This is a genomic window from Pantoea sp. R102 (genome assembly GCF_004916815.1).
GTDB classification, from domain to species: domain Bacteria; phylum Pseudomonadota; class Gammaproteobacteria; order Enterobacterales; family Enterobacteriaceae; genus Pantoea; species Pantoea dispersa.
Genome location: NZ_SDFT01000101.1, coordinates 1 through 20,957 on the forward strand (window position 1 = coordinate 1; position 20,957 = coordinate 20,957).

The 20,957-nt window shown below is 56.4% G+C and carries 24 protein-coding genes; 17 read left to right on the forward strand and 7 right to left on the reverse strand.

Going from position 1 to position 20,957, the window contains the following annotated elements:
• Positions 1–165: 165 nt before the first annotated feature.
• Both ERD80_RS11655 and ERD80_RS11660 read right to left on the reverse strand, forming a co-directional pair.
• A complete protein-coding gene (locus ERD80_RS11655; RefSeq protein ID WP_021508807.1) occupies positions 166–627 on the reverse strand; it encodes a MarR family winged helix-turn-helix transcriptional regulator in 462 nt (153 codons plus the stop codon).
• Positions 628–705: 78 nt separating this feature from the next.
• The gene (locus ERD80_RS11660; RefSeq protein WP_136546994.1) at positions 706–1,758 is read right to left on the reverse strand and encodes a 2,5-dihydroxypyridine 5,6-dioxygenase; all 1,053 of its coding nucleotides are present in this window, start codon (positions 1,756–1,758) and stop codon (positions 706–708) included.
• A 322-nt stretch (positions 1,759–2,080) separates the two neighbouring features.
• Between ERD80_RS11660 and ERD80_RS11665 the strand changes: the two genes are divergently transcribed.
• From ERD80_RS11665 to ERD80_RS11700, 8 genes are all read left to right on the forward strand, one after another.
• Entirely contained in the window at positions 2,081–3,229 is a 1,149-nt protein-coding gene (locus ERD80_RS11665; RefSeq protein WP_058780991.1) for an FAD-dependent monooxygenase, read from the forward strand.
• Positions 3,226–4,047 carry an alpha/beta hydrolase gene (locus tag ERD80_RS11670; RefSeq protein WP_021508810.1) on the forward strand — a complete coding sequence of 274 codons (822 nt, stop codon included), beginning with the start codon at positions 3,226–3,228 and terminating at the stop codon, positions 4,045–4,047. The genes ERD80_RS11665 and ERD80_RS11670 overlap by 4 nt, the downstream gene beginning before the upstream one ends.
• A 47-nt stretch (positions 4,048–4,094) precedes the next feature.
• The gene (locus ERD80_RS11675; RefSeq protein WP_199188990.1) at positions 4,095–4,796 is read left to right on the forward strand and encodes an Asp/Glu racemase; all 702 of its coding nucleotides are present in this window, start codon (positions 4,095–4,097) and stop codon (positions 4,794–4,796) included.
• A gap of 9 nt (positions 4,797–4,805) precedes the next feature.
• Positions 4,806–5,444, forward strand: a complete 639-nt coding sequence (locus tag ERD80_RS11680; protein WP_058770411.1) for an N-carbamoylsarcosine amidohydrolase — start codon at positions 4,806–4,808, stop codon at positions 5,442–5,444.
• A gap of 108 nt (positions 5,445–5,552) precedes the next feature.
• Entirely contained in the window at positions 5,553–6,863 is a 1,311-nt protein-coding gene (locus tag ERD80_RS11685; RefSeq protein ID WP_136546996.1) for an MFS transporter, read from the forward strand.
• A gap of 408 nt (positions 6,864–7,271) precedes the next feature.
• Positions 7,272–8,546 (forward strand): nucleoside permease, encoded by a 1,275-nt coding sequence (locus tag ERD80_RS11690; protein WP_031279949.1) that lies wholly within the window; start codon positions 7,272–7,274, stop codon positions 8,544–8,546.
• Positions 8,547–8,563: 17 nt separating this feature from the next.
• On the forward strand, positions 8,564–9,586 hold the full coding sequence (locus ERD80_RS11695; protein WP_211145586.1) for an ADP-ribosylglycohydrolase family protein: 1,023 nt from the start codon (positions 8,564–8,566) through the stop codon (positions 9,584–9,586).
• On the forward strand, positions 9,573–10,553 hold the full coding sequence (locus ERD80_RS11700; protein ID WP_136547000.1) for a PfkB family carbohydrate kinase: 981 nt from the start codon (positions 9,573–9,575) through the stop codon (positions 10,551–10,553). Before ERD80_RS11695 ends, ERD80_RS11700 begins: the two co-directional genes overlap by 14 nt.
• Here ERD80_RS11700 and ERD80_RS11705 read toward each other — a convergent pair.
• Positions 10,540–11,280, reverse strand: coding sequence for a GntR family transcriptional regulator (locus tag ERD80_RS11705; RefSeq protein ID WP_136547002.1), 741 nt, complete (start codon positions 11,278–11,280; stop codon positions 10,540–10,542). The two genes, ERD80_RS11700 and ERD80_RS11705, sit on opposite strands and share 14 nt — an antisense overlap.
• Positions 11,281–11,426: 146 nt before the next feature.
• Here ERD80_RS11705 and ERD80_RS11710 point away from each other — a divergent pair, with 146 nt between their 5' ends.
• A complete protein-coding gene (locus ERD80_RS11710; protein ID WP_136547004.1) occupies positions 11,427–12,173 on the forward strand; it encodes a metallophosphoesterase in 747 nt (248 codons plus the stop codon).
• Here the strand turns inward: ERD80_RS11710 and ERD80_RS11715 are convergent.
• The 4 genes from ERD80_RS11715 to ERD80_RS11730 are packed head-to-tail and all read right to left on the reverse strand — an operon-like array spanning position 12,149 to position 14,061.
• A complete protein-coding gene (locus ERD80_RS11715; protein ID WP_136547006.1) occupies positions 12,149–12,544 on the reverse strand; it encodes a GFA family protein in 396 nt (131 codons plus the stop codon). The two genes, ERD80_RS11710 and ERD80_RS11715, sit on opposite strands and share 25 nt — an antisense overlap.
• A gap of 25 nt (positions 12,545–12,569) precedes the next feature.
• A complete protein-coding gene (locus ERD80_RS11720) occupies positions 12,570–13,007 on the reverse strand; it encodes an acetyltransferase (protein WP_136547007.1) in 438 nt (145 codons plus the stop codon).
• Positions 13,008–13,054: 47 nt separating this feature from the next.
• A complete protein-coding gene (locus ERD80_RS11725) occupies positions 13,055–13,585 on the reverse strand; it encodes a GNAT family protein (protein ID WP_136547015.1) in 531 nt (176 codons plus the stop codon).
• A gap of 35 nt (positions 13,586–13,620) precedes the next feature.
• Positions 13,621–14,061 carry a VOC family protein gene (locus ERD80_RS11730; RefSeq protein WP_031279954.1) on the reverse strand — a complete coding sequence of 147 codons (441 nt, stop codon included), beginning with the start codon at positions 14,059–14,061 and terminating at the stop codon, positions 13,621–13,623.
• Between the two features lie 269 nt (positions 14,062–14,330).
• On the opposite strand from ERD80_RS11730, the gene gcvA reads away from it, so the two are divergent.
• From gcvA to ERD80_RS11770, 8 genes are all read left to right on the forward strand, one after another.
• The gene (gene gcvA, locus ERD80_RS11735) at positions 14,331–15,215 is read left to right on the forward strand and encodes a transcriptional regulator GcvA (RefSeq protein ID WP_136547009.1); all 885 of its coding nucleotides are present in this window, start codon (positions 14,331–14,333) and stop codon (positions 15,213–15,215) included.
• 96 nt (positions 15,216–15,311) lie between these two features.
• Positions 15,312–15,941 (forward strand): LysE family translocator, encoded by a 630-nt coding sequence (locus ERD80_RS11740; RefSeq protein WP_058776142.1) that lies wholly within the window; start codon positions 15,312–15,314, stop codon positions 15,939–15,941.
• A gap of 198 nt (positions 15,942–16,139) precedes the next feature.
• Entirely contained in the window at positions 16,140–16,997 is an 858-nt protein-coding gene (locus ERD80_RS11745; RefSeq protein WP_136547011.1) for a MurR/RpiR family transcriptional regulator, read from the forward strand.
• A 127-nt stretch (positions 16,998–17,124) separates the two neighbouring features.
• The gene (locus tag ERD80_RS11750) at positions 17,125–18,453 is read left to right on the forward strand and encodes an aspartate aminotransferase family protein (RefSeq protein WP_136547013.1); all 1,329 of its coding nucleotides are present in this window, start codon (positions 17,125–17,127) and stop codon (positions 18,451–18,453) included.
• The gene (locus ERD80_RS11755; RefSeq protein WP_176428143.1) at positions 18,450–19,004 is read left to right on the forward strand and encodes a carboxymuconolactone decarboxylase family protein; all 555 of its coding nucleotides are present in this window, start codon (positions 18,450–18,452) and stop codon (positions 19,002–19,004) included. Before ERD80_RS11750 ends, ERD80_RS11755 begins: the two co-directional genes overlap by 4 nt.
• Before the next feature lie 127 nt (positions 19,005–19,131).
• Complete coding sequence (gene glnH, locus ERD80_RS11760) at positions 19,132–19,884, forward strand: glutamine ABC transporter substrate-binding protein GlnH (protein WP_058781013.1); 753 nt, start codon at positions 19,132–19,134, stop codon at positions 19,882–19,884.
• Positions 19,885–19,935: 51 nt separating this feature from the next.
• Positions 19,936–20,592: a glutamine ABC transporter permease GlnP gene (gene glnP, locus ERD80_RS11765; RefSeq protein ID WP_021508828.1), complete on the forward strand. Its 657-nt coding sequence runs from the start codon at positions 19,936–19,938 to the stop codon at positions 20,590–20,592.
• Between the two features lie 2 nt (positions 20,593–20,594).
• The coding region (locus ERD80_RS11770; protein WP_136547017.1) for an ATP-binding cassette domain-containing protein at positions 20,595–20,957 on the forward strand (363 nt) is incomplete at its 3' end.

Sequence of the window (20,957 nt, forward strand, 5' to 3'; positions counted from 1 at the left end):
AGCACCAGCAGCAGCGAGGTATCGCGATAGCTGCTGATGGAGTGAGTCGCGCCGTTCACCTCAAGGGCGTAATGGCACGTGGATGCAGGTGAAACCGGTGTGGCAGTCTGATGTGCCAGCATTTTCATTATTAACCGCCTTAGCGAGGCGGCTAAGCGCCCCGGGTTAGGGCTGGCTCGTATCGTCCAGCATTTTCTTCAGCAGATAAATCAGCGCGACCCGTTCGGCCGGATTCAGCTGCCCGTAAGTCATTTCGGTGATGCGCATCGCGTTGTCAGTCGTGCTGTCAATCAGGCGGTGGCCTGCATCGGTCAGCATGACAATCACTTTGCGTTTGTCGGTGGGATCGGGACCCAGACTGACCAGATCGCGCGCCTTAAGACGCTCAACCACACCGCGAATGGTGGCCTGATCGACGGCGGTATAGCGCACTAAATCGTTCTGTGCGCTCGGACCGCGATCGCGCAGCGCACAGAGGGTAATAAATTGCACGGCGGTGATCTGTGAATCACCGACGTGTTGCTGAAAAATCGCCGCATGGCGTTGATACACCTTGCGCAACAGATGGCCAACCTGCTCGGTATAGTCATAGCGCTGGTCTGCGCGCGGATCCTGCTGGTGCGACATGCCTTTATCCTTTTTCCCGGAAACTGTCAGGCAGTGTAATGCATTGTCACTGCGCTGACAGCCGTTCCCTGCGCACGATTAACGCGCGCGTGAGGCCTCCGGTGCCACCACTTCACCTTCCGCCACCACCAGCAAATCGTCCACTTTGATGTCGCAGCGGCGCAGAGCAATGTCCATATGGCACGGCGTTTTGCGCTTACCGCCCACTTCGGTGTTCGGTCCGGTCGAAAACAGGAAGTTGCCGTAAAAGGCGCGCGCGTCCATACACATGCCGTCGTTTTTGTCGTGTAATCCCATCGCTGTCCACTGCGCGCGCGGCTGCAGCCCCCAGCCGATGTGGGAAATACCGTACACTTCCGGATCGTTGAAGTAGCGCATGTAATCGCGCAGATACTCGGCTTCAAAGCCACCGTGAATGCGGGTGACAAAACCTTTCTCGATCTCCAGCGTGATGCGTTCACGCGCGTAAGATTTAAACGGCAGCAGGATGTCGCCGACGTCCAGCACCAGCACGCCTTCAGCCTGATCTTCATTCGGCCAGGTAAACAGGAAGCCACTCGGCCAGTGATCCCAGCGGCCCGGCTCATCCGCGTAGCCATATTCCGTTACCGTGGGGTACTGGCCGAGCGGGGCGCGAAAATCACTGCCGGCCGGCGACTTCACCGTCATCATGCGCGCTTTTTCCAGCACTGCCGCCGCGGCCAGCACGCGCGACTTGTCCTCTTCAGTGGGCAACATTCGTGCCAATACTTCCGGCGGCTCAACCGCCAGCAAAATTCGCGTCCCGGTTTTCAGGATTTGCTCCTGCTCCGGCGAATGCAGCAGCATCATGGTATCGACGATCAGGTCCGCCGCTTCCAGCGCGCGCTGTGCGGCAATGTTGCCGGTAAGCGCGGTATCACCACAGTAGGCGGTCATGTCGTTACCCATTGCCGTCGGGTGATTGAAGGCCGGCAGCTCAATGCAGTACACCTTCGCGCCCAATCGTAGTGCAGCATCAGTGGCGGCCTGCACGGTGCGTGCATCGGAATAGTGACTTTTCAGGATGGCGACACTCTGGCTGGCGTCGACTTTCGACAGCCGTAAAACCTGCTCGAACATCTGGCCTAACTGGCTCTGATTTACTGCCATAGCGGTTTCCTCTCAGGGTTAGATGTCAGACAATTTGCTGCGTAAAACTTCAGCTATTTATAGCGAACACGCTTTATATGTTTGTTATAGACGTGTTGCGAAGAACAGTGCAAGCATTTCTTTTTGACATAAGAAAAGCCTATTTAACCTTATCATCAGGCTGTGATTAACATCATGTTATCGAGTTTTCACTGTAAATACGGTTGCTTTTAACAGTGTCATAACCTCAATAATTAAAGTGTATGCACTATAAATTCAGCGTCGGGTTTGATCGTTTATCCGCGTGCATACCTTCAAATCAGCGTCAGTGTGAGAGGAAAATATGAGCAATATGAAACGCATCGCGGTGATCGGCGCCGGGCTGGGCGGGCTTGCCGCCGGCTCGCTGTTACAGAAAGCGGGATTTCATGTCACGGTCTATGAACAAAGCCCGGCTTTCTCCCGTCTGGGTGCCGGCATCCATATGGGGCCGAACGTGCTCAAGGTGTTTCGCCGCATGGGCATCGAACAGCAGCTGGAGGATCTGGCTTCGCATCCCGATTTCTGGTTCAGCCGCGACGGCGAGACCGGGGAGTATTTGTCACGCATTCCACTGGGCGCTTATGCGCGCAAAGAGTACGGTGCGGCTTATGTCACGGTGCACCGGGGCGATTTGCAGGCCATGCAGATGACCAGTCTGCAGCCGGGCAGCGTCCAGTTCGGCAAGTGCCTAAGCAGCGTCGAAGACAGCGGCAGCGATGTGGTGCTGCGTTTTCAGGATGGCAGCGAAGCGCGCGCGGATATCGTGATTGGTGCGGATGGTATCAACTCAAAACTGCGTGAGCATCTGCTGGGGGTGGAAGCGCCCACTTACAGCGGCTGGGTGGCGCACCGTGCGCTAATCCGTGGCGAACAACTGCGCAAATACAACCTCAGCTTTGAAGATTGCGTCAAGTGGTGGTCTGAAGATCGTCATCTGATGGTCTATTACACCACCAAAGCGCGCGACGAATATTATTACGTCTCCGGTGTGCCGCACCCGGCGTGGGATATCAAAGGCAGCTTCGTTGAAAGTAGTCAGCAGGAGATGCTGGAAACGTTTGGTCACTACCATCCGGTGGTACAGGCGCTGATCGAGTGCAGCGAATCGGTCACCAAATGGCCGCTGCTCAACCGCCAGCCATTGCCGGTATGGAGCGAAGGGCGCATTGTGCTGCTGGGTGATGCCTGCCATCCGATGAAACCGCACATGGCGCAGGGCGCTGCGATGGCCATCGAAGATGCCGCCATGCTGTCGCGCTGCCTGACGGAAACCGGTCTTGATGATTACCGCACTGCGTTCCGCCTGTATGAAGCCAACCGCAAAGAACGCGCGTCGCGCGTGCAGGCCGTCTCTAACGCCAATACTTTCCTGCGCACCCAGGAAGATCCGGCCTGGGTGTACGGCTACGACGTGTTTGCCGCGCCGCTGAAAAGCGAGGTGACCTCATGAGCCGTTTTATGCACGGCGGGCAGGTACAGGCCAACGGCATTCGCCAGCACTATCTGCGCTACGGCGGCAGCGGGCCCGCGCTGATCCTCGTACCGGGTATCACCAGCCCGGCAATCACCTGGGGTTTTGTGGCGGAAGTTTTTGCGCAGCATTTTGATACCTGGGTACTGGACGTGCGCGGTCGCGGGCTCTCCAGCAGCGGTGAAGGGCTGGATTACGGCATGGAGAGCTGCGCCGATGACATCAACGCCTTCGCGGATGCGCTGGGGCTGACGCGCTATCACCTGGTTGGCCATTCGATGGGCGCGCGCTTCATCATGCGTGCGGCGGTGAAACAGCCAGCCGGCGTGCTGTCGCTGTCGCTGATCGATCCGCCGGTTTCCGGTCCGGGCCGGCGTCTCTACCCGGGGCAGTGGCCGTGGTATGAAGATTCCATTCGCGACGCGCAGCGTGGCATGGATGCTGAAGCCATGAAGCAATACTGCCCGGCCTGGAGCGATGACCAGCGTCAGCTGCGCGCCGAGTGGCTGCACACCTGTTATACGCCAGCCATCCGTCGCGCCTATGACGATTTTCACCAGCTCGATATCCATCAATATTTCCCTCAGCTGCCGGCAAAAACCCTGCTGATGGTGGCAGGCAAGGGCGGCGTCATTCAGGCGGAAGATGAAGCCGAAATCCGCGAGCTGCTCCCGACCATTGAGATCAGCCGGGTAGCCGGCGCTGGTCACATGATCCCGTGGGATGATTTTCACGGTTTCTTCAATGCCTTTGGCACCTTCCTTGGCCCCTCACTGACTCCGGAGACGCAGCCATGACGCGTTCGTATCGTATCGGCCAGATTGTGCCGAGTTCCAACATCACCATGGAAACCGAAATTCCCGCCATGCTGCAGGCGCGCCAGCTGATTCGCCCGGAGCGGTTTACCTTCCACTCCAGCCGTATGCGCATGAAACATGTCAATAAAGATGAGCTGGCGGCGATGGATAAAGAGTCCGACCGCTGTGCGCTGGAGCTGTCCGACGCGCGCGTTGACGTGCTCGGCTATGCCTGTCTGGTGGCGATCATGGCGATGGGCCCGGGCTATCATCGCCAGTCTCAGCAGCGTCTGACGCAGGTCACGCGTGACAACGAGGCGCTGGCACCGGTGATCACCAGTGCCGGCGCGCTGGTCGATGCGCTGCATATTATGGGCGCGAAGAAGATCGCGCTGGTGGCCCCCTACATGAAGCCGCTGACCGAGCTGGTGGTGGATTACATCCAGCGCGAAGGGATTGAGGTAAAGCAGTGGCGCGCGCTGGAAATTGCCGATAACCTCGCCGTCGCCCGCCACGACCCGGCCAATTTACCTGGGATCGTGGCGGACATGACGCTGACGGATGTTGATGTGGTGGTGCTGTCGGCCTGCGTGCAGATGCCATCGCTGCCGGCGGTGGCAAAAGTAGAGGCGCAGACCGGCAAGCCGGTAATTACGGCCGCCATTGCCACTACGTACGCTCTGCTGAAGGCGCTGGAGCTGGAGCCGGTGGTGCCGGGCGCGGGCGCACTGCTGTCCGGTGCGTGGTAAGGAGAAACCATGAGCCAGAGTGTCAGTGATAACTACGCCGGTGTCTGGGGCAACCGCATCGGTTTTGGTCAGCGTCCGGCGCTGCTGATGATCGACTTTCTGCAGGGCTACACCACGCCGGGCGCCGCGCTATTTGCCCCGGGCGTGGTAGAGGCGGTGGCCGCCACACAGGGCCTGCTGGCGGCGGCGCGCCAGTGCGCGATTCCGGTGATCCATACGCAGATTCGCTACCATCCGCAGCATCAGCAGGACGGCGGTATCTGGGTGCAGAAAGCCCCGGTGATGCGTGACATGGTGGAGGGCAATCCGCTGGCCGCGTTTTGTCCGGCGGTGCAGCCGCTTGCCGCAGAAGTGGTGATCACCAAACAGTATGCCAGCGCGTTTTTTGGCACGTCTCTGGCATCGATGCTGGTGGCGCAGGGCATTGATACGCTGCTGATCGCCGGCTGCTCCACCAGCGGCTGCATCCGCGCCAGCGCAGTGGATGCGTTGCAATACGGTTTTCGCGCCATGGTGGTGCGTGAATGCGTGGGCGATCGCCATGATGCGCCGCATCAAGCCAATTTGTTTGATATCGACAGTAAATATGGCGACGTGGTAAGTAAAGCCGCGGCGCTGGAGTATCTCGGGAAGTTCAGCGCCCGTTAAGGGCGCGTTTCACCTGCACGGAGTGCGCACAAACAGTCCGTTTCGGCTGCGGCTGAGACGCATAACAACATCTCCCCGACGACGGGGTTATTGCGCCCGGAGAACACCATGACTGACGTTTCAACCCGTCCTGCTGCGCTGGCAGCCGAAGACACCGCTTCGATTTATCGCAAAATCACCTGGAAGCTGATTCCGTTTCTCTGCCTGTGTTATCTCGCGGCCTACCTTGATCGCATCAATATCGGCCTGGCCAAGCTACAGATGGCGAGCGATCTGGCGCTGAGCGAGACCGCGTTTGGTCTGGGTGCCGGGCTGTTTTTTGTCGGCTATATCCTGTTTGAAGTGCCGAGCAACCTGATCCTGCAGCGGGTCGGCGCGAAGATTTGGATCGCGCGCATTATGATTACCTGGGGCCTGCTCTCAACCGCCACGCTGCTGGTGCAAACGCCGACCCAGTTCTACATCATCCGCTTTTTCCTCGGCGCGGCCGAAGCCGGTTTTCTGCCTGGCGTGCTGTTCTATCTCACCAAATGGTTTCCCTCGTGGCGCCGCAGCCGCATCATTGCGCTGTTTATGATTGGCCTGCCGCTCTCCAGCCTGATTGGCGGACCGCTTTCCGGCTGGATCATGGGGCATTTTCATGAGGTTTACGGCATGCGCGGCTGGCAGTGGCTGTTTCTGCTGGAAGGCCTGCCCAGCGTATTACTGGGTGTGCTGACGTTCTGGCTGCTGCCGAACAGCGTCGAGAGCGCCAACTGGCTCAGCAGCAGTGAGAAGCAGGCGGTGCTGCGCGAACTGGCGCGCGATGAAGGTGACGCCAAAGGGCTGAAACACAGCCTGCGCGATGGTTTGCTGAATATTCGCGTAGTGATGCTCGGCGGCATCGACTTCTCGATTCTGCTCAGCGCTTACGCCATGGGTTTCTGGATGCCGACCTTTATTAAGAATGCCGGCACCACCGATATCACCACCATTGGCTATCTGACGGCGATCCCCAGTCTGGCGGCGTTGATTGGCATGCTGGCGATCGGTGCCAGCTCAGACCGCCTGCGTGAACGCCGCTGGCACATCATTGTTCCGTTTATTATTGGCGCGGCGGCGATGGGCACCAGCACCTTCTTTGCTCACAACGTGGCGATGACCGTGCTGCTGTTCTCAATTGCACAGGCGATGATTATCGGGGCGGTGCCGGTGTTTTTCAGTCTGCCCGCTACGTTCCTGAAAGGCACGGCAGCGGCAGCGGGTTTTGCTCTGGCCTGTTCGATCGCCAATATCGCCGGACTGGTGAGTAATTCGGTGATGGGTGTGGCGCTGGACCTCACCGGCAGCAGCAACGGCGCGCTGTGGTTCTTCGCCGTGTGTCTGCTGCTCAGTTCGCTGTTGGTGGTCGCGCTGCCAGCGAAGCTGGTGAATCGGTAGAAGATACCTGCGCGTTAAAGCACTTGTTATTCCCTGGTGCGCATCAATGCGCACCCTACAAAACAGTGCGAATTCGTTGTAATTATCGCCGTAGGGTCGCCATTCATGGCGACCTGGTTGCATAATCTGCATAACCAGGCGCGCATCAATGCGCACCCTACAAAACAGTGCGAATTTGTTGTAATTATCGCCGTAGGGTCGCCATTCATGGCGACCGCCTCACAGCCGCAGAATGCAGCTCCACACCCCGCCAGACCGTCACGCCCACCCGCACCCAATCCTCCTCGCTTATCGGTTATCCATAAGGTAAAAATCTTGTGGGATAGCTCAAACTATCAGCTAAAGGTATTATAAAGGTATCTATTCTGGTGCTAGATTGGTTCTACCAACACCGGGGAGTCTATTTCGATGAAAACTACAATTCCAAAGCTGTCGTTCATGATGTTCTTAGAGTGGTTTATCTGGGGGGCATGGTTCGTGCCGCTGTGGGCGTTTCTCAGCAAAAACGGCTTTTCGCCGGTTGAGATCGCCTGGTGCTACGCCTGTACCTCCATCGCTGCCATCCTGTCACCGATTCTGGTCGGCTCGCTGGCTGACCGTTTCTTCCAGGCACAGAAAGTGTTATCGCTGCTGACCATCGCCGGCGCGATCCTGATGTTCTTTGCCGCACAGCAGACGCACTTCAGCAGCTTCTTTCCGCTGCTGCTGCTGTATGCGCTCACGTACATGCCGACCATTGCGCTGACCAACAGTATTGCGTTTTCCCACGTCGGTGACGTGGAGCGCGACTATCCGCGCATCCGCGTGATGGGCACTATCGGCTGGATCGCCTCCGGCATCGCCTGCGGTTTCCTGCCGCCGCTGCTTGGCTTTGGCGATATCTCTGCCAGCAACGTACCGTTGCTGATCACCGCGGCCAGTTCGCTGCTGCTTGGCCTGTTCGCCCTGACCCTGCCAGCCACCGAACCCAAAAGCACCGGCAAGTTCAGCCTGCGCGTGGCGCTCGGCCTCGACGCACTGCATCTGCTGAAAGATCGCAGCTTCCTGGTGTTCTTTGTCTGTTCATTTCTGTTCAGTATGCCGCTGGCGTTCTACTACATCTTCGCTGAGGGATATCTGACCGAAGTCGGTCTGCCACACGCCACCGGCTGGATGACGCTCGGCCAGGTATCAGAAATCTTCTTCCTGCTGGCGCTGCCGTTCTTCATTAAACGCTTCGGCATCGGCAAAGTGCTGCTGCTCGGCCTGGTCACCGCCGCGCTGCGCTACGTGTTCTTTGTGTTCGGCGGCGATCAAAACCTGCTGACCTTCGGCCTGCTGTTTATGGGCATTCTGCTGCACGGCGTCAGCTACGACTTCTACTTCATCACCGCCTACATTTATGTGGATAAGAAAGCGCCGGTGGCGATGCGTAACGCTGCGCAGGGCCTGATCACCCTGGCCTGTCAGGGCATCGGCAGCCTGCTGGGTTACCGCCTCGGCGGCTATCTGATGCAGGAGATGTTCGCGTATGACCAGCCGCGCAACGGTCAGACCTTCAACTGGGCGGGGATGTGGATGTTTGGCAGCGTGATGATTGTCATCATCACCATCGCCTTTATCGTCCTGTTCCGCGACGGCAAAAAACGCAGTGATGAATTAACCGCTTTTGAAAACTCAGCAACCGCTGACAGCCATAAATAAGAGATGTAACCATGACGATGACACACCAGGAAAAACGGATTTTGGGCGCATTTTACGGCCAGGCATTGGGCGATGCGATGGGCATGCCATCGGAACTGTGGCCGCGCAGCCGCGTGAAACAGCACTTCGGCTGGATCGATCGCTTCCTGCCCGGCCCGGCAGAAAACAATGCCGCCTGCTACTTTGGCCGGGCGGCTTTTACTGATGACACCTCAATGGCGCTGGCGCTGGCCGATGCCATTATCAGCCACGACGGCGAAATTGATGCGGAAACCATCGGCGTCAATATTCTGCGCTGGGCGGAAGCGTTTGATGCCTTTAACAAAAATGTGCTCGGACCCACCTCCAAAATCGCGCTTAACGCGCTGAAAAACGGTACGCCGGTGGCGCAGCTGGAAAATAACGGCCTGACCAACGGCGCGGCGATGCGCGTGTCACCGCTGGGCTGTCTGCTACCAGCACGTGACCTGCCGGCTTTTATTGACGCTGTCGCGCTGGCCTCCAGCCCGACGCACAAATCCGACGTGGCGATTGCCGGTGCCACCGCGATCGCCTGGGCAATCTCCCGCGCGATTGACGGTAGCGACTGGGCAACGATTCGTGACGAACTGCCGGCGATTGCCCGTGCGGCGCAGGAGCGGCGCGTCACCACTTTCAGTGCGGCGATGGCGGCCCGCATCGAACTGGCGTTGCAGGTGGTCGCGCAGGGCAGGGGCACCGAATCGACCATGCAGCAGATCTACGATCTGGTCGGTACCGGCACTAGCACCATTGAATCGGTACCGGCGGCGATTGCCATGGTCGAACTGGCAGTCACCGATCCCAACCGCTGCGCCATTCTGTGCGCCAATCTGGGCGGCGATACGGATACCATCGGCGCGATGGCGGTTGCCATTTGCGGCGCGCTGCACGGTATCGACGCGATCGATGCGCAGCTAAAAGCGGAGCTGGATGCCGCTAACGCGCTGGATTTCACCCATTACAGCCGTGCGTTTGTCCGTTTCCGCCAGCAGCGCGAGGCCGCCTATGCTGACGCCTGACGATCTGTCACGGCTGGCGGGCCGGTTGCCGGTGTGCGTGGTGGGGGCGGCGGTAGTGGATGTGATTGCCGATGCCTGGACGTTGCCGTATCGCGGCAGCGACATCGAACTGCATCAGCAGGGCGTGAACGTTGGCGGCTGTGCGCTTAACGTCGCCATTGCGCTGCATCGTCTCGGCATTCCTTCTATCAACGCGCTGCCGCTGGGGAACGGTATCTGGGCCAGTATCGTGCGACAAAAGCTGGCGGAATACGGTGTGCAGAGCGTACTGGAAAATGCGCACGGTGATAATGGCTGGTGTCTGGCGCTGGTCGAGCCGGATGGCGAGCGCACCTTTCTTTCCGTTAGTGGCGTGGAAAACCAGTGGGACGCCGCGCTGTTGCGCACATTGCCGCAGCCGGCGCAGCGCTGGATCTATCTCTCCGGTTATCAGCTCACCAGCAAAAGCGGCGAAGTGCTGATCGACTGGCTGGAGCAGCAGGCACAGCCGTATCAGCTGCTGGTGGATTTTGGCCCGCGGCTGGCGGACATCGGCGAGGCGCAGTTTGCGCGCATCATGGCGCTGCAGTCACTGATTACAGTGAACAGGCAGGAAGCGGAGCTGCTGTGGCATGAGCGTCTGCGCGCATCCGAACCTTTCGACGCCCATCAGCTGATGGCGCGCTGGCAGCAGCAGTTTGGCGGCGCAATGGTGTTAAGGCTGGACAGCGAAGGTGCCGGATACATCGACGCTGAGGCGCAGGGCTGGGTGCCCGCACTGGCGACAACGGTGGTCGATACTATCGGCGCGGGCGACAGCCATGCTGGCGGATTACTGGCGGGATTAGCGTCCGGCTGGTCACTGGCGGAGAGCGTTGCGCTGGGCAACGCAGTGGCGTCGTATGTGGTTTCCCGGCGCGGTGGCGACTGTGCGCCCGATCGCGCCACCCTGCGCGCTTACTGGCAGCAACGCCTTACTCAGCAATAAACACGTACATATCGCTGCGGCAGTAGCTGATGCTGTACTCCAGCGGATTGCCCTGTGCGTCGAGTGCCAGCTGCTTAATCACCAGCACCGGCACATTGGCGGGCAGGGCAATTTGCTGCTGCAGGGCTTCGTCCGGCATACGCGCGCTGACCCGGCTCTGGGATTTCACCGGCAGGATCTGCTGGCGATGAAAATAGTCATACAACGAAATACCAATCTCATCGGCATCGGCGATGTAACGCGCCGGCACCCACGACTCTTCAACCGAGACCGCCTGGCGGTCAACATAGCGAATACGTTTCAGCAGATAGACATCGCTGCCCGTGCTCAGCCCCAGCTTTTCGGCGATCTCTGCGCTACAGGCAATTTTGCTTTTGTTGATCCACACGGTGTCCGGCGTTTTACCGCGCAGCACCGCCTGCTGCGACAATCCTTTTGGTTCTTTGAGTGAATATTCAAACTGGCTGCAAATCTGCGTGCCGTAGCCGCGGGAACGGAGCACGACGCCCTCTTTTTCCAGCTCGTCCATGGCTTTACGCACGGTGATGCGCGAAATGTTCAGCGACTGGCTGAACTCGCGCTCGCCCGGCAGGATCTCTTCGTGCACCAGCGTACCATCGCGCACCGCCTCTTTAATCGCACTGGCAAAGCGTTTGTACAGCGGCGTGCGACTCTCTGTCGCCAGCGTGGTGGTCAACCGCGCCAACAGCGCATTGTGGTCAGTCATAGCGGGCAGGGCACTCACTCGGGTCAGCGGCAGGAACCGCTATAATACTGAATTTTAATGCGGCGCGCAGCCCGCGTCGCGTGAAGGGACGGGCGCTATGCTGCCTAGAGATCCTGATGGCTTGCTTGTTTATTTCCGGAGACATTATGTTAATTGCTCAGATTTCAGACATTCATGCAGCAGCGGATAATGATCACCTGCAGCGCCTGGCGCGCGCGCTGGCGTGGCTCACGCATGTGCAACCGGATGTGCTGGTGTTAACAGGCGATCTTGTTGATGGCGAGTGGCCGCAGGGTTACGTGCAGCTAGCCGGGCTACTGCGTCAGCAGCACTATCCTGCACTGGTTTTGCCGGGTAACGCCGATGATCGACGACTCATGCAAACGACATGGCATGAAAATCACCGGGTGAAGAATACGCCGGCAGACGCGCTGCATTTTGTTCACGATACCGGTGCTCTGCGCTTGCTGGGGCTGGATTCGACGGTGAATAAAGAGAATTTTGGCAGCATCGAGGGGCATCTGGAATGGCTGGAGCAGCAGCTCAGCGATGCACATGCACTGCCAGCGCTGCTTTTTCTGCATCATCCTGTTATCGCATCGGGCATTCCGACGCTGGATGAATCAATGTGTCGCGGGCTTGATAAGCTTGAGTCGATCCTCAGACGCAACCGGGCCAGAATACTGGCTATTGCAGCCGGGCATGTGCACCGGCCCGCAGCAGGCATGTTTGCAGGGGTTCCGGCTTATATTTGTGGCTCAATTTGCCCGGCGAACCCGCTGTGGTTCGGCAGCCAGCAGGTTCCTCCGGTGAATGATCCACCGGCACTGATGGTGCACCGTTTCGCCCGCGGCGTTTTGACCAGTCATCATGTTTCTTTATCCTGCTCATAATGAGGCACATCGTCGCGTTCTGTTAGCCACGGCACGGTGTGCGAGCACCAGATATAGGAAACCGGCGTCTGAGCGGGATCGTCGTCCAGCGTGGCCACACGCAGAATCACGTGGCTCTGATGAGGTCTTTCAGCCAGCAGATGAGATCCGCAGACTGAACAGAAATAACGCAACTTATCCGGGGAAGAGTTAAATGCCGTCAGAAATTCTTCTCCCTGGGTCCACCTGAAATCCTCTCGCCGCACGCGCGCTGTGGAGGTATAAGCGGCGGCGTGCGCTTTCCTGCAGGTATGACAGCAGCAATGCGTAATGCTGCCCGCCAGGCGATCGCATTCGTAGCGCACACGTTTACAGAGACAACTTCCGTTCATTTTTTCTCCTGATACCTGTGCCGGATTATTGCATCAGCTTCAGATGGAGGAGGGGAAACGGTTTTCCCTCACCATCAACGGAAGACCGTCCAGTCACCTGAAAGCCCAGATGCTGATAAAACCCGAGCGCAGCGGTATTTTGTTCGTTAACGTCCACTTTTTTCGCTGAAAGATGACGAATAGCGTAACGGACTAACCGTGCACCGACCCCTTTTTTGTGATGAGCGGGCGAGACGAAAAGCATCTCGATATTCTCATCCTGCACGCCGATGAACCCGACAATGTCATGGTTTTCATCGCTCACTTTTCTTAAAACAACAGCATCAAAATAATTTTCCAGAATAAGCTGTCTGAGCCGCAGGATATCCTGTTCATTCAGGAAATGATGCGTTGCCCTGACCGCATCCTCCCAGACCTGAATCAGTAAGTGATACTCTTCCTTGCTTACTTCGCTAATTGTCACAACGCCTCCTTAACATGCCTACGCGATGGCTTAACGCAATGCCTGCGCTAATCGCTGGCCAGCCGCGCATAAAGATACTCATCGCCCCACATCCCTTTGAAAAAAATATTCTGCCGGAAGTGCGCTTCACGGCGAAAATTCAGCTTTTCCAGCAGGTTTATGGCGCGAATATTACGTGTGTCTACTACGGCTGTAAGCCGGTGTTTTGCAAACTGCGTGAAAAGCAGGGTAACGATGGCACTCATTGCTTCAAGCGCAAAACCCTGTTTCTGATATCCGGCATCAAATGTCATGCCGAGTTCAGCGTGTCTTCCTTCATCAAAAAAATGAATTCCGATGTCCCCTATCAGCCGGTCGTCTTCCTGGTGTGCTACGGCAAGCTGAAACCAGGTGTTATTGCTGTTGAACGGCAGCGCATCCTGCTGCGCATATAATTTCTCAGCGTCATGCCAGGTAAATTCTTCCCAGCTTTGATAACGAGCAACGTCTGGCAGATTGCGATAGCGCGACAGATGCGGCAAATCAGCCACTGTCAGCTTGCGCAACACCAGGCGTTGAGTATAAATCGGCAACGTCAGTGCCATATGTTCTCCGCTGCCTGCGGGCAGGCGAGTTAAAGTAAACCGGGAGCGGTGCGTATCGCTTCAAGCCCGACGCGCTGCCCGAAAGACAGCTCCAGCGTATTGCCATCAGGATCGGCAAAAAATACGTAATATCCCACCGGTTCGCCAGCCTCTTCGGGGGCTTTGCGTAACACGCCTTCGGCGACGGCCATCGCTGTTTTACGATCGATCTCTTCGCGTGACGCACAGGCAATGCCTAAGTGTCCAAATTTACCCAGTGGCGTATCTGACACGTCATCCGCCTGCACCAGAACCAGTGCGAAAGGGCGGGTATGATCGCTCAGCCATGCCACCTTGCGGGCAGCCGGGACGTCAGGTTCACGGGTGTGTATCACCTTCATTCCTGCATAGCGGCGGTAGAAATCCATGCTCTTCTCCAGATCCCTCACCATAAACGCAACGTGGGTAAATCCAACATCGATATCCTTCATCTGCATCCTGTCTCCATATATTGCCTCCCTGACACGACAAAAACTCAAGCCTGGTAAAGGTTAATCGCCATAAAGGGCCTGGTCGCTGCTCATTTTTCCGTGTGGAGGCGTGGTGCGTGAAACGGTACTTTCTCTTAAAATTTCAATATAACTCAACAGTTTTGGAATAAAAACGACACGGCAACGCGTGCTATATGCCTATTAATAACGTTGACGGAGAGGAAATTAAAACGATTTAATTTCCGCCTGTTTTTTAGGAAAACTAAACAATGCGAAACAGCCTGCCTTCTCTTAACGCCCTGAAAGCGTTCGAATCCGTTGCCCGGCACCTCAGCATGACCCTTGCAGGCCAGGAGTTGCACGTCACGCCCGGCGCGATCAGCCTGCACATCAGGGAACTGGAACGGCAGCTGGGCCTGCCACTGTTTCAGCGAAATGGACGCAAGCTGGCGCTGACGGCATCCGGTCAGGGCTATTACTACTCGATTGCTTCGGCTTTCAGCCTGATGCGTGAAGCTACCGAAACGCTGGTGCAGGAGACACAAAAAAATACCATTACGCTGGCCTGCACCACCGGATTTGCGACCCACTGGTTACTGCCGCGACTGGCTGATTTTGAACGTGCCTGTCCGGATATCGACCTGCGCATCAGTGCCACTTCCCGCATCCAGTCTTTCGCCACGGATGGTATCGACCTGGCCGTACGGCATGGCAACGGTTTCTGTGAGGGTTGCGTGAGTGAGAAGTTGATCGACGACGACTACCTTGCAGTCTGCATTCCTGCTGTGGCGCAGCAGCTGGGGGAACCGCCGGCACTTGCCGCACTCGGTCGCGTCACGTTACTGCATGATATGCACCGGGAAGACTGGCAGCGCTGGCTCGCTGAAGCCGGCGTCGGGCATATTGATTCCGGTAAAGGGCCCTTGTATAGCGATGGCAGCGGGGCGTGGCTGGCGATGCTTGCCGGCATGGGCGTAGCGCTGATGCGCAGGCGATTTGTTCAGGCAAACCTGGCATCCGGTGAAGTGGTGGCACCGTTTCCAAATACGCTGAATACCGGACACGCGTACTGGCTTATTACGCCCCACGAAGCGCTGCTGCGTTCTGCCGTGGTAAAAGTAAGAGCCTGGCTCATGCAGCAGTCCACAGAATAGAACAGCGTCCGGCATTTCTTCATATCAACAAGACATAGTAAATTTCTGAGCAAGCCGATATAACAGGTTCAGGACATTTCACCTGCAGAGGATATCATGGCGCTTTCACACGAATTAATGCTGATTTACACCACTTATTTTGTGGCAACGGCCAGCCCTGGTCCGAGTAATATGGCGATTATGGGAACGGCGATGAATAAAGGGCGCGGTGCCGCCTTAGCGCTTGCGGGCGGGGTAATTGGCGGCTCAATGCTGTGGGCGCTGCTGGCGGCCTGCGGGGTATTAACCGTGCTGGCGACGTTTGCCCAATTGCTGCTGGTGTTGAAAATCGGCGGCGGGTTATATCTGTTGTGGCTGTCATACAAAGCCGGTAAATCTGCGTTAACCCGCACTGCTGCCGATAAAACCGTTATCAGCGATCACCGTGTTGCGTATGGCGCGTTATTTCGTCAGGGAATTTTGATGCACGTCGGTAATCCGAAAGCCATTTTAACCTGGGTCGCGATCATGTCCGTCGCGCTCAAACCGGACGCTGCAGCCTCGACCTTACCGCTGATTATTCTCGGCTGTGCGGCAATTTGCGTCGCGGTATTTTGCGGCTATGCGCTGATATTTTCCACCGCAGCAATGAACGCGTTTTACCGTCGTATCCGCCGGGGATTAGATGCGCTATTAGCCTGCTGTTTTGCCATTGCCGGACTGAAACTGGTGTTGAGTCGTCAATAAAGTAAATTTTTAACCTCAGGTTCGCCCTCCATAGCAACAGGCCGCTCAGTTAAGTAAACCACCATGAGCAGCCTGGTTGTCGCGGCGCGACGCATCGCGCCCTGCTTCAGGCCGTCACTCCGGTGTGATATCCGCGCCTAGAGTCTTGATCTCAAATGTGTTTAGATACCTGAACGTCAAAGCCAGTGAATCGTTGCCATGAATCTAAAGGAAACTATCGTCCGCGAGTTCAGTGAATTATCGCCAGAACTACAGCGGGCTGCCGAATTCTCACTGCAGAATGCCAATCAACTGGTGGTGCAATCCATGCGCACCTTTGCGCAGCAGGCCGGGGTGAAACCGGCAACGCTGCTGCGCCTGGCGAAACGGCTGGGCTATAACGGCTGGAGTGAACTCAAAGACGCATTTATTGATGACATCGGCCTGCGCAATGATACCTATGTCTCGAAAGCGGAAAAGCTGGTGGCTGCCTGCACGCAGCCGCAGCTGTATGATGCGATGTTTCAGGCCCACCAGACCAACCTGGCCTTTACGCAGGAGGAAAACCGCCAGGCAATGGAACAGGCCGTGACCTTACTCGATGCGGCTGACAATGTTTACATCTGCGGCTTCCGCGCCAGCTTTCCGATCGCCTGGTCATTATTTTATGTGTATCGGTTGTTCAATCGTCAGGTGTCACTGGTGGATGGTCTGGCGAGCAACATCGAAGTTTTCACGCGTGAACTGACCGCCGCGGATTGCCTGTTACTTACCAGCTTTGCCCCTTATTCACGCGAATCACTTGATGTACTGCGCGCAGCACAGCAGGCGGGCGCAAAGATCATCGCCATCACCGATTCACCGGTCTCGCCGCTGGCGCAGGCCGCTGATTGCTCGCTGCGGTTTTCACTGGATAGCCCATCGTTCTTCCCGTCTGTCGTCTCTGGCATGGGCCTGGCAGAGTGCCTGCTGGCGATGCTGGTGGCCCGTCATGGGCGTGATGCGGTCAGTAAAATTGAAAACGCCGAACGCTATTTAATCGATTCCGGCGCTTACGTGCATGCCGGCAAATCCTGACAGATGATTCATTTGTATCTGTCATAAGAATTTTGAATGCGATTGAATCATTATTGCGTTGACGTGATTCAAATGGATCCTGCAAGATACGTTTCAACAACGAAGCGTATTCAGGAGCAGGACCAGCATGAGCCGTATCATTCACCGCAGTCTGCGCAGCGTGCCCGCCGTGGCCACGGGCGCACACGGGGCCTACATTTTTGATGCACAGGGAAAACAGTATCTTGATGCCTGCGGTGGTGCCGCCGTTTCCTGCCTGGGCCACGCCCATCCTGACGTCCTCGCAGCCATGCATCGTCAAATCGATCAACTGGCATATGCGCATACCAGTTTCTTTACCAGCGATACCGTTGAACAGCTCGCCGAACAGTTAACGCGCACCGCACCGGGCGATCTTAACTATGCCTATTTCGTATCGGGCGGTTCTGAGGCAGTGGAAACCGCGCTGAAACTGGCCCGGCAATACTTTGTTGAGATCGGACAGCCTGCGCGCACCCGTTTCATCGCCCGCAAACAGAGCTACCACGGTAATACGCTGGGCGCGCTGGCGGTGGGTGGCAATGAATGGCGCCGGCGTCAGTTCGCACCCCTGTTAATCGACGTGATTCGCGTTTCCGCCTGCAATGAGTATCGCGATCGCCGTGCCGATGAAACCCAGCAGCAGTATACCCAGCGGCTGTTGAGCGAGCTGGAGCAGGCGATTGTCGATGCGGGCCCGGAAACGATTATTGGCTTCTGCGCGGAGACGGTGGTCGGTGCGACCAGCGGTGCCACGCCGCCGACGCCGGGCTATCTGCAGGGTGTACGTCGCCTGTGCGACAAGTACGGCATTTTGTTTATCGCCGATGAGGTGATGTGCGGAATGGGGCGTACCGGAACACTGCACGCGTTCGAACAGGATGGCGTGGTACCTGATTTGGTTACCATCGCCAAAGGACTGGGTGGCGGTTATCAACCCATCGGCGCGGTGCTGGCCAGTGAGAAGATCGTGTCTGCGCTGCAGGCTGGCAGCGGTCTGTTCCAGCATGGACACACTTATATTTGTCATGCGACAGCCGCTGCGGCGGCGTTAGCAGTACAGCAGGTGATTGAGCGCGACCATCTGCTGGAGGCGGTTCAGCAGCAGGGCGCTTATCTGCACAAGGCGCTTCACGACGTGCTGGGGGAGTTACCGCACGTGGGTGATACGCGCGGCCGCGGCTTGTTTGCCGGTGTGGAGCTGGTGCGTGATAAAGCCACAAAAACCCCGTTCGATCCGGCGATGAAACTTCACGCAGCCATCAAGGCCAACTGTATGGCGCGCGGTTTGCTGGTCTATCCGATGGGCGGCACGCTGGACGGGCAATATGGCGACCATATTTTAATTGCCCCACCGTTTATCGTCACCCCGCAACAACTGGATTTTGTCGTGGATACGCTGAACACCGTGATACGTGAAGAGACCGGCAAATTATGATTAACCGATTACCGCCGCTGGCGGAGCAGGACTGGGATGAGCAGCAACGTCCGCTCGCGGAAGAGATTATCAACGGGCCGCGCGGTGCGCTGCTACCTCCGTTTGAGCCGCTGCTGCGCAGCCCAGAGTTAATGGCACATGCACAGCGTATGGGGGAATATCTGCGCTATCGCAGTGCGCTGGGCCAGCGGTTATCGGAACTGGCGATTTTAATGACGGCAAGGCACTGGTCACAGCCGGTAGAGTGGGCAATCCATGCGCCGATAGCGCGCGAAAAGGGGATTTCTGCTGCAGCAGTGCAGGCCATCAATGAAAAACGTCAGCCCGCGGATTTGCAGCCTGATGAGTGGGTGATTTATCAGTTTTGCCAGCAGTTACATCAGCAACAGAAAATCAGTGATGCCACCTGGCAGCAAGCCATCGAATTATGGGGCGAGAAGGGCGTGGTGGATTTGATAGGCATTAACGGCTATTACAGTTTTCTCTCGATGATCATGAACGGCGCACAGACGCCGGTACCCTTTACGCAGGATCACTTGCTTCCTGCATAAGTTGTCGCATTACTCCGGGCGTACCTGATACGCCCATTATATTAACCACCTTCTTTGACCATGTCCGCCGGGTTATTTCGCTGGATGACAATCATTGCACGCTACATTACTGACGCTGAGGGTTATTATGTCTGCATTTTTAAATAAATTAAAAGTTACACTGGCATTGGTGGCCTGTTCCGCCAGTTTTACCGCTGCGGCGCAGGAGAAATTAACCGTCGGGGTTGATACGGCTTTTGTTCCTTTTGAATTTAAGCAAGGTGATAAATACGTCGGCTTTGACATTGATTTATGGGATGCCATCGCGAAGAAAATGCATATCAGCTATGAATTACACCCAATGGACTTTGGTGGCCTGATTCCGGGGCTGCAATCGCGGAATCTGGATGTCGCGATGGCAGGCATTACCATTACCGATGCGCGTAAGCAGGTGGTGGATTTCAGCAACGGTTATTATGATGCCGACTTATTAATGGCTGTCAAAAGCGATGATAACAGCATTAAGAAATTCAGCGATTTAACCGGCAAGAAAGTGGGTCTGAAACAGGGCACGGCCGCAGCCAGCTTTATGAAAAGTAAATACAAGGCAAATTATGTTGAGTTTCCTAATATCGACAACGCCTATCTGGATTTGCAGGCCGGCAACCTTGATGCGGTGGTCCATGACTCGCCCAATGTGCTGTACTACGTGAAAACGGCGGGCGATGGCAAAGTCAAAGCCAGCGGTGAAAACGACACGATTCTGCCGCAGCAGTATGGCTTTGCCATGCAGAAAAACAGCAGCCTGACACCTAAGATCAACGCCGCGCTGCAGGCCCTGCGCGCGGATGGGACTTACAGCAAAATCTACGTGAAATGGTTTGCTAAGCAGCCGAAATAATCCTGCCAGGCCGGAGCCCTCCGGCCTTATTTAGCGTTTACAGGTTAAATTATGAATTTTGACAGTAAATATATTTGGGAATCTCTGCCGCTACTGCTGCAGGGGCTGCAGCTGACCTTGATTATTTCGCTGTCAGGTCTGCTGGGCGGTTTTATTATTGGCTTACTGGCGGGAACCTGCCGTGCTCTGGGCGGAAAAATCGCCAAAACGCTGTCACTTATTTTTGTCGAACTTATTCGCGGTACGCCCATCATGGTGCAGGTAATGTTTATCTATTTTGCACTACCGATGGTGTTGCCGATAAGAATTGATCCCGTCACCGCCGCGATCGTGACCATTGTGATTAACTCCGGTGCCTACATTGCTGAAATTACCCGGGGCGCGATCCTCTCAATCAATAAAGGCTTTAAAGAAGCGAGTCTGGCGATGGGCTTATCGCAGCGCAGTACGCTGTGGTATGTCATTATGCCTTTAGCGTTACGCCGCATGATTCCGGCTTTAGGTAACCAGTGGATTATCAGTATTAAAGATACCTCACTGTTTATTGTGATTGGCGTGGCAGAACTGACGCGTCAGGGGCAGGAGATCATTGCGGGTAATTTCCGTGCGCTGGAAGTGTGGACGGCGGTAGCCATGATTTATCTGCTGGTGACGTTATGCCTGAGCTTTTTACTCAAGCAGCTGGAAAAAAGGATCCATATTTTATGAGCATGGTTGAATTTAACGCAGTGTCGAAAAATTTCGGCGCCACGCAGGTCCTGCATAATATCAATTTAAAAATTGAGTCCGGCGAGGTGGTGGTGATTATTGGCCCTTCAGGCTCGGGTAAATCAACGCTGTTACGCTGCATCAACAAACTGGAAGAGATTTCATCCGGAACGCTGCTGGTCGCCGGAATGCACATCACCGATCCGCATGCGAATGAATGTGATATCCGCCGCGAAGCCGGCATGGTGTTTCAGCAGTTTCACCTGTTCCCGCATCTGACCGCGCTGGAAAACGTGATGTTCGGCCCGATTCGCGTGCGTCATCAAACGAAAGCCGCGGCACGCGAGCAGGCGCTGGCGCTGCTG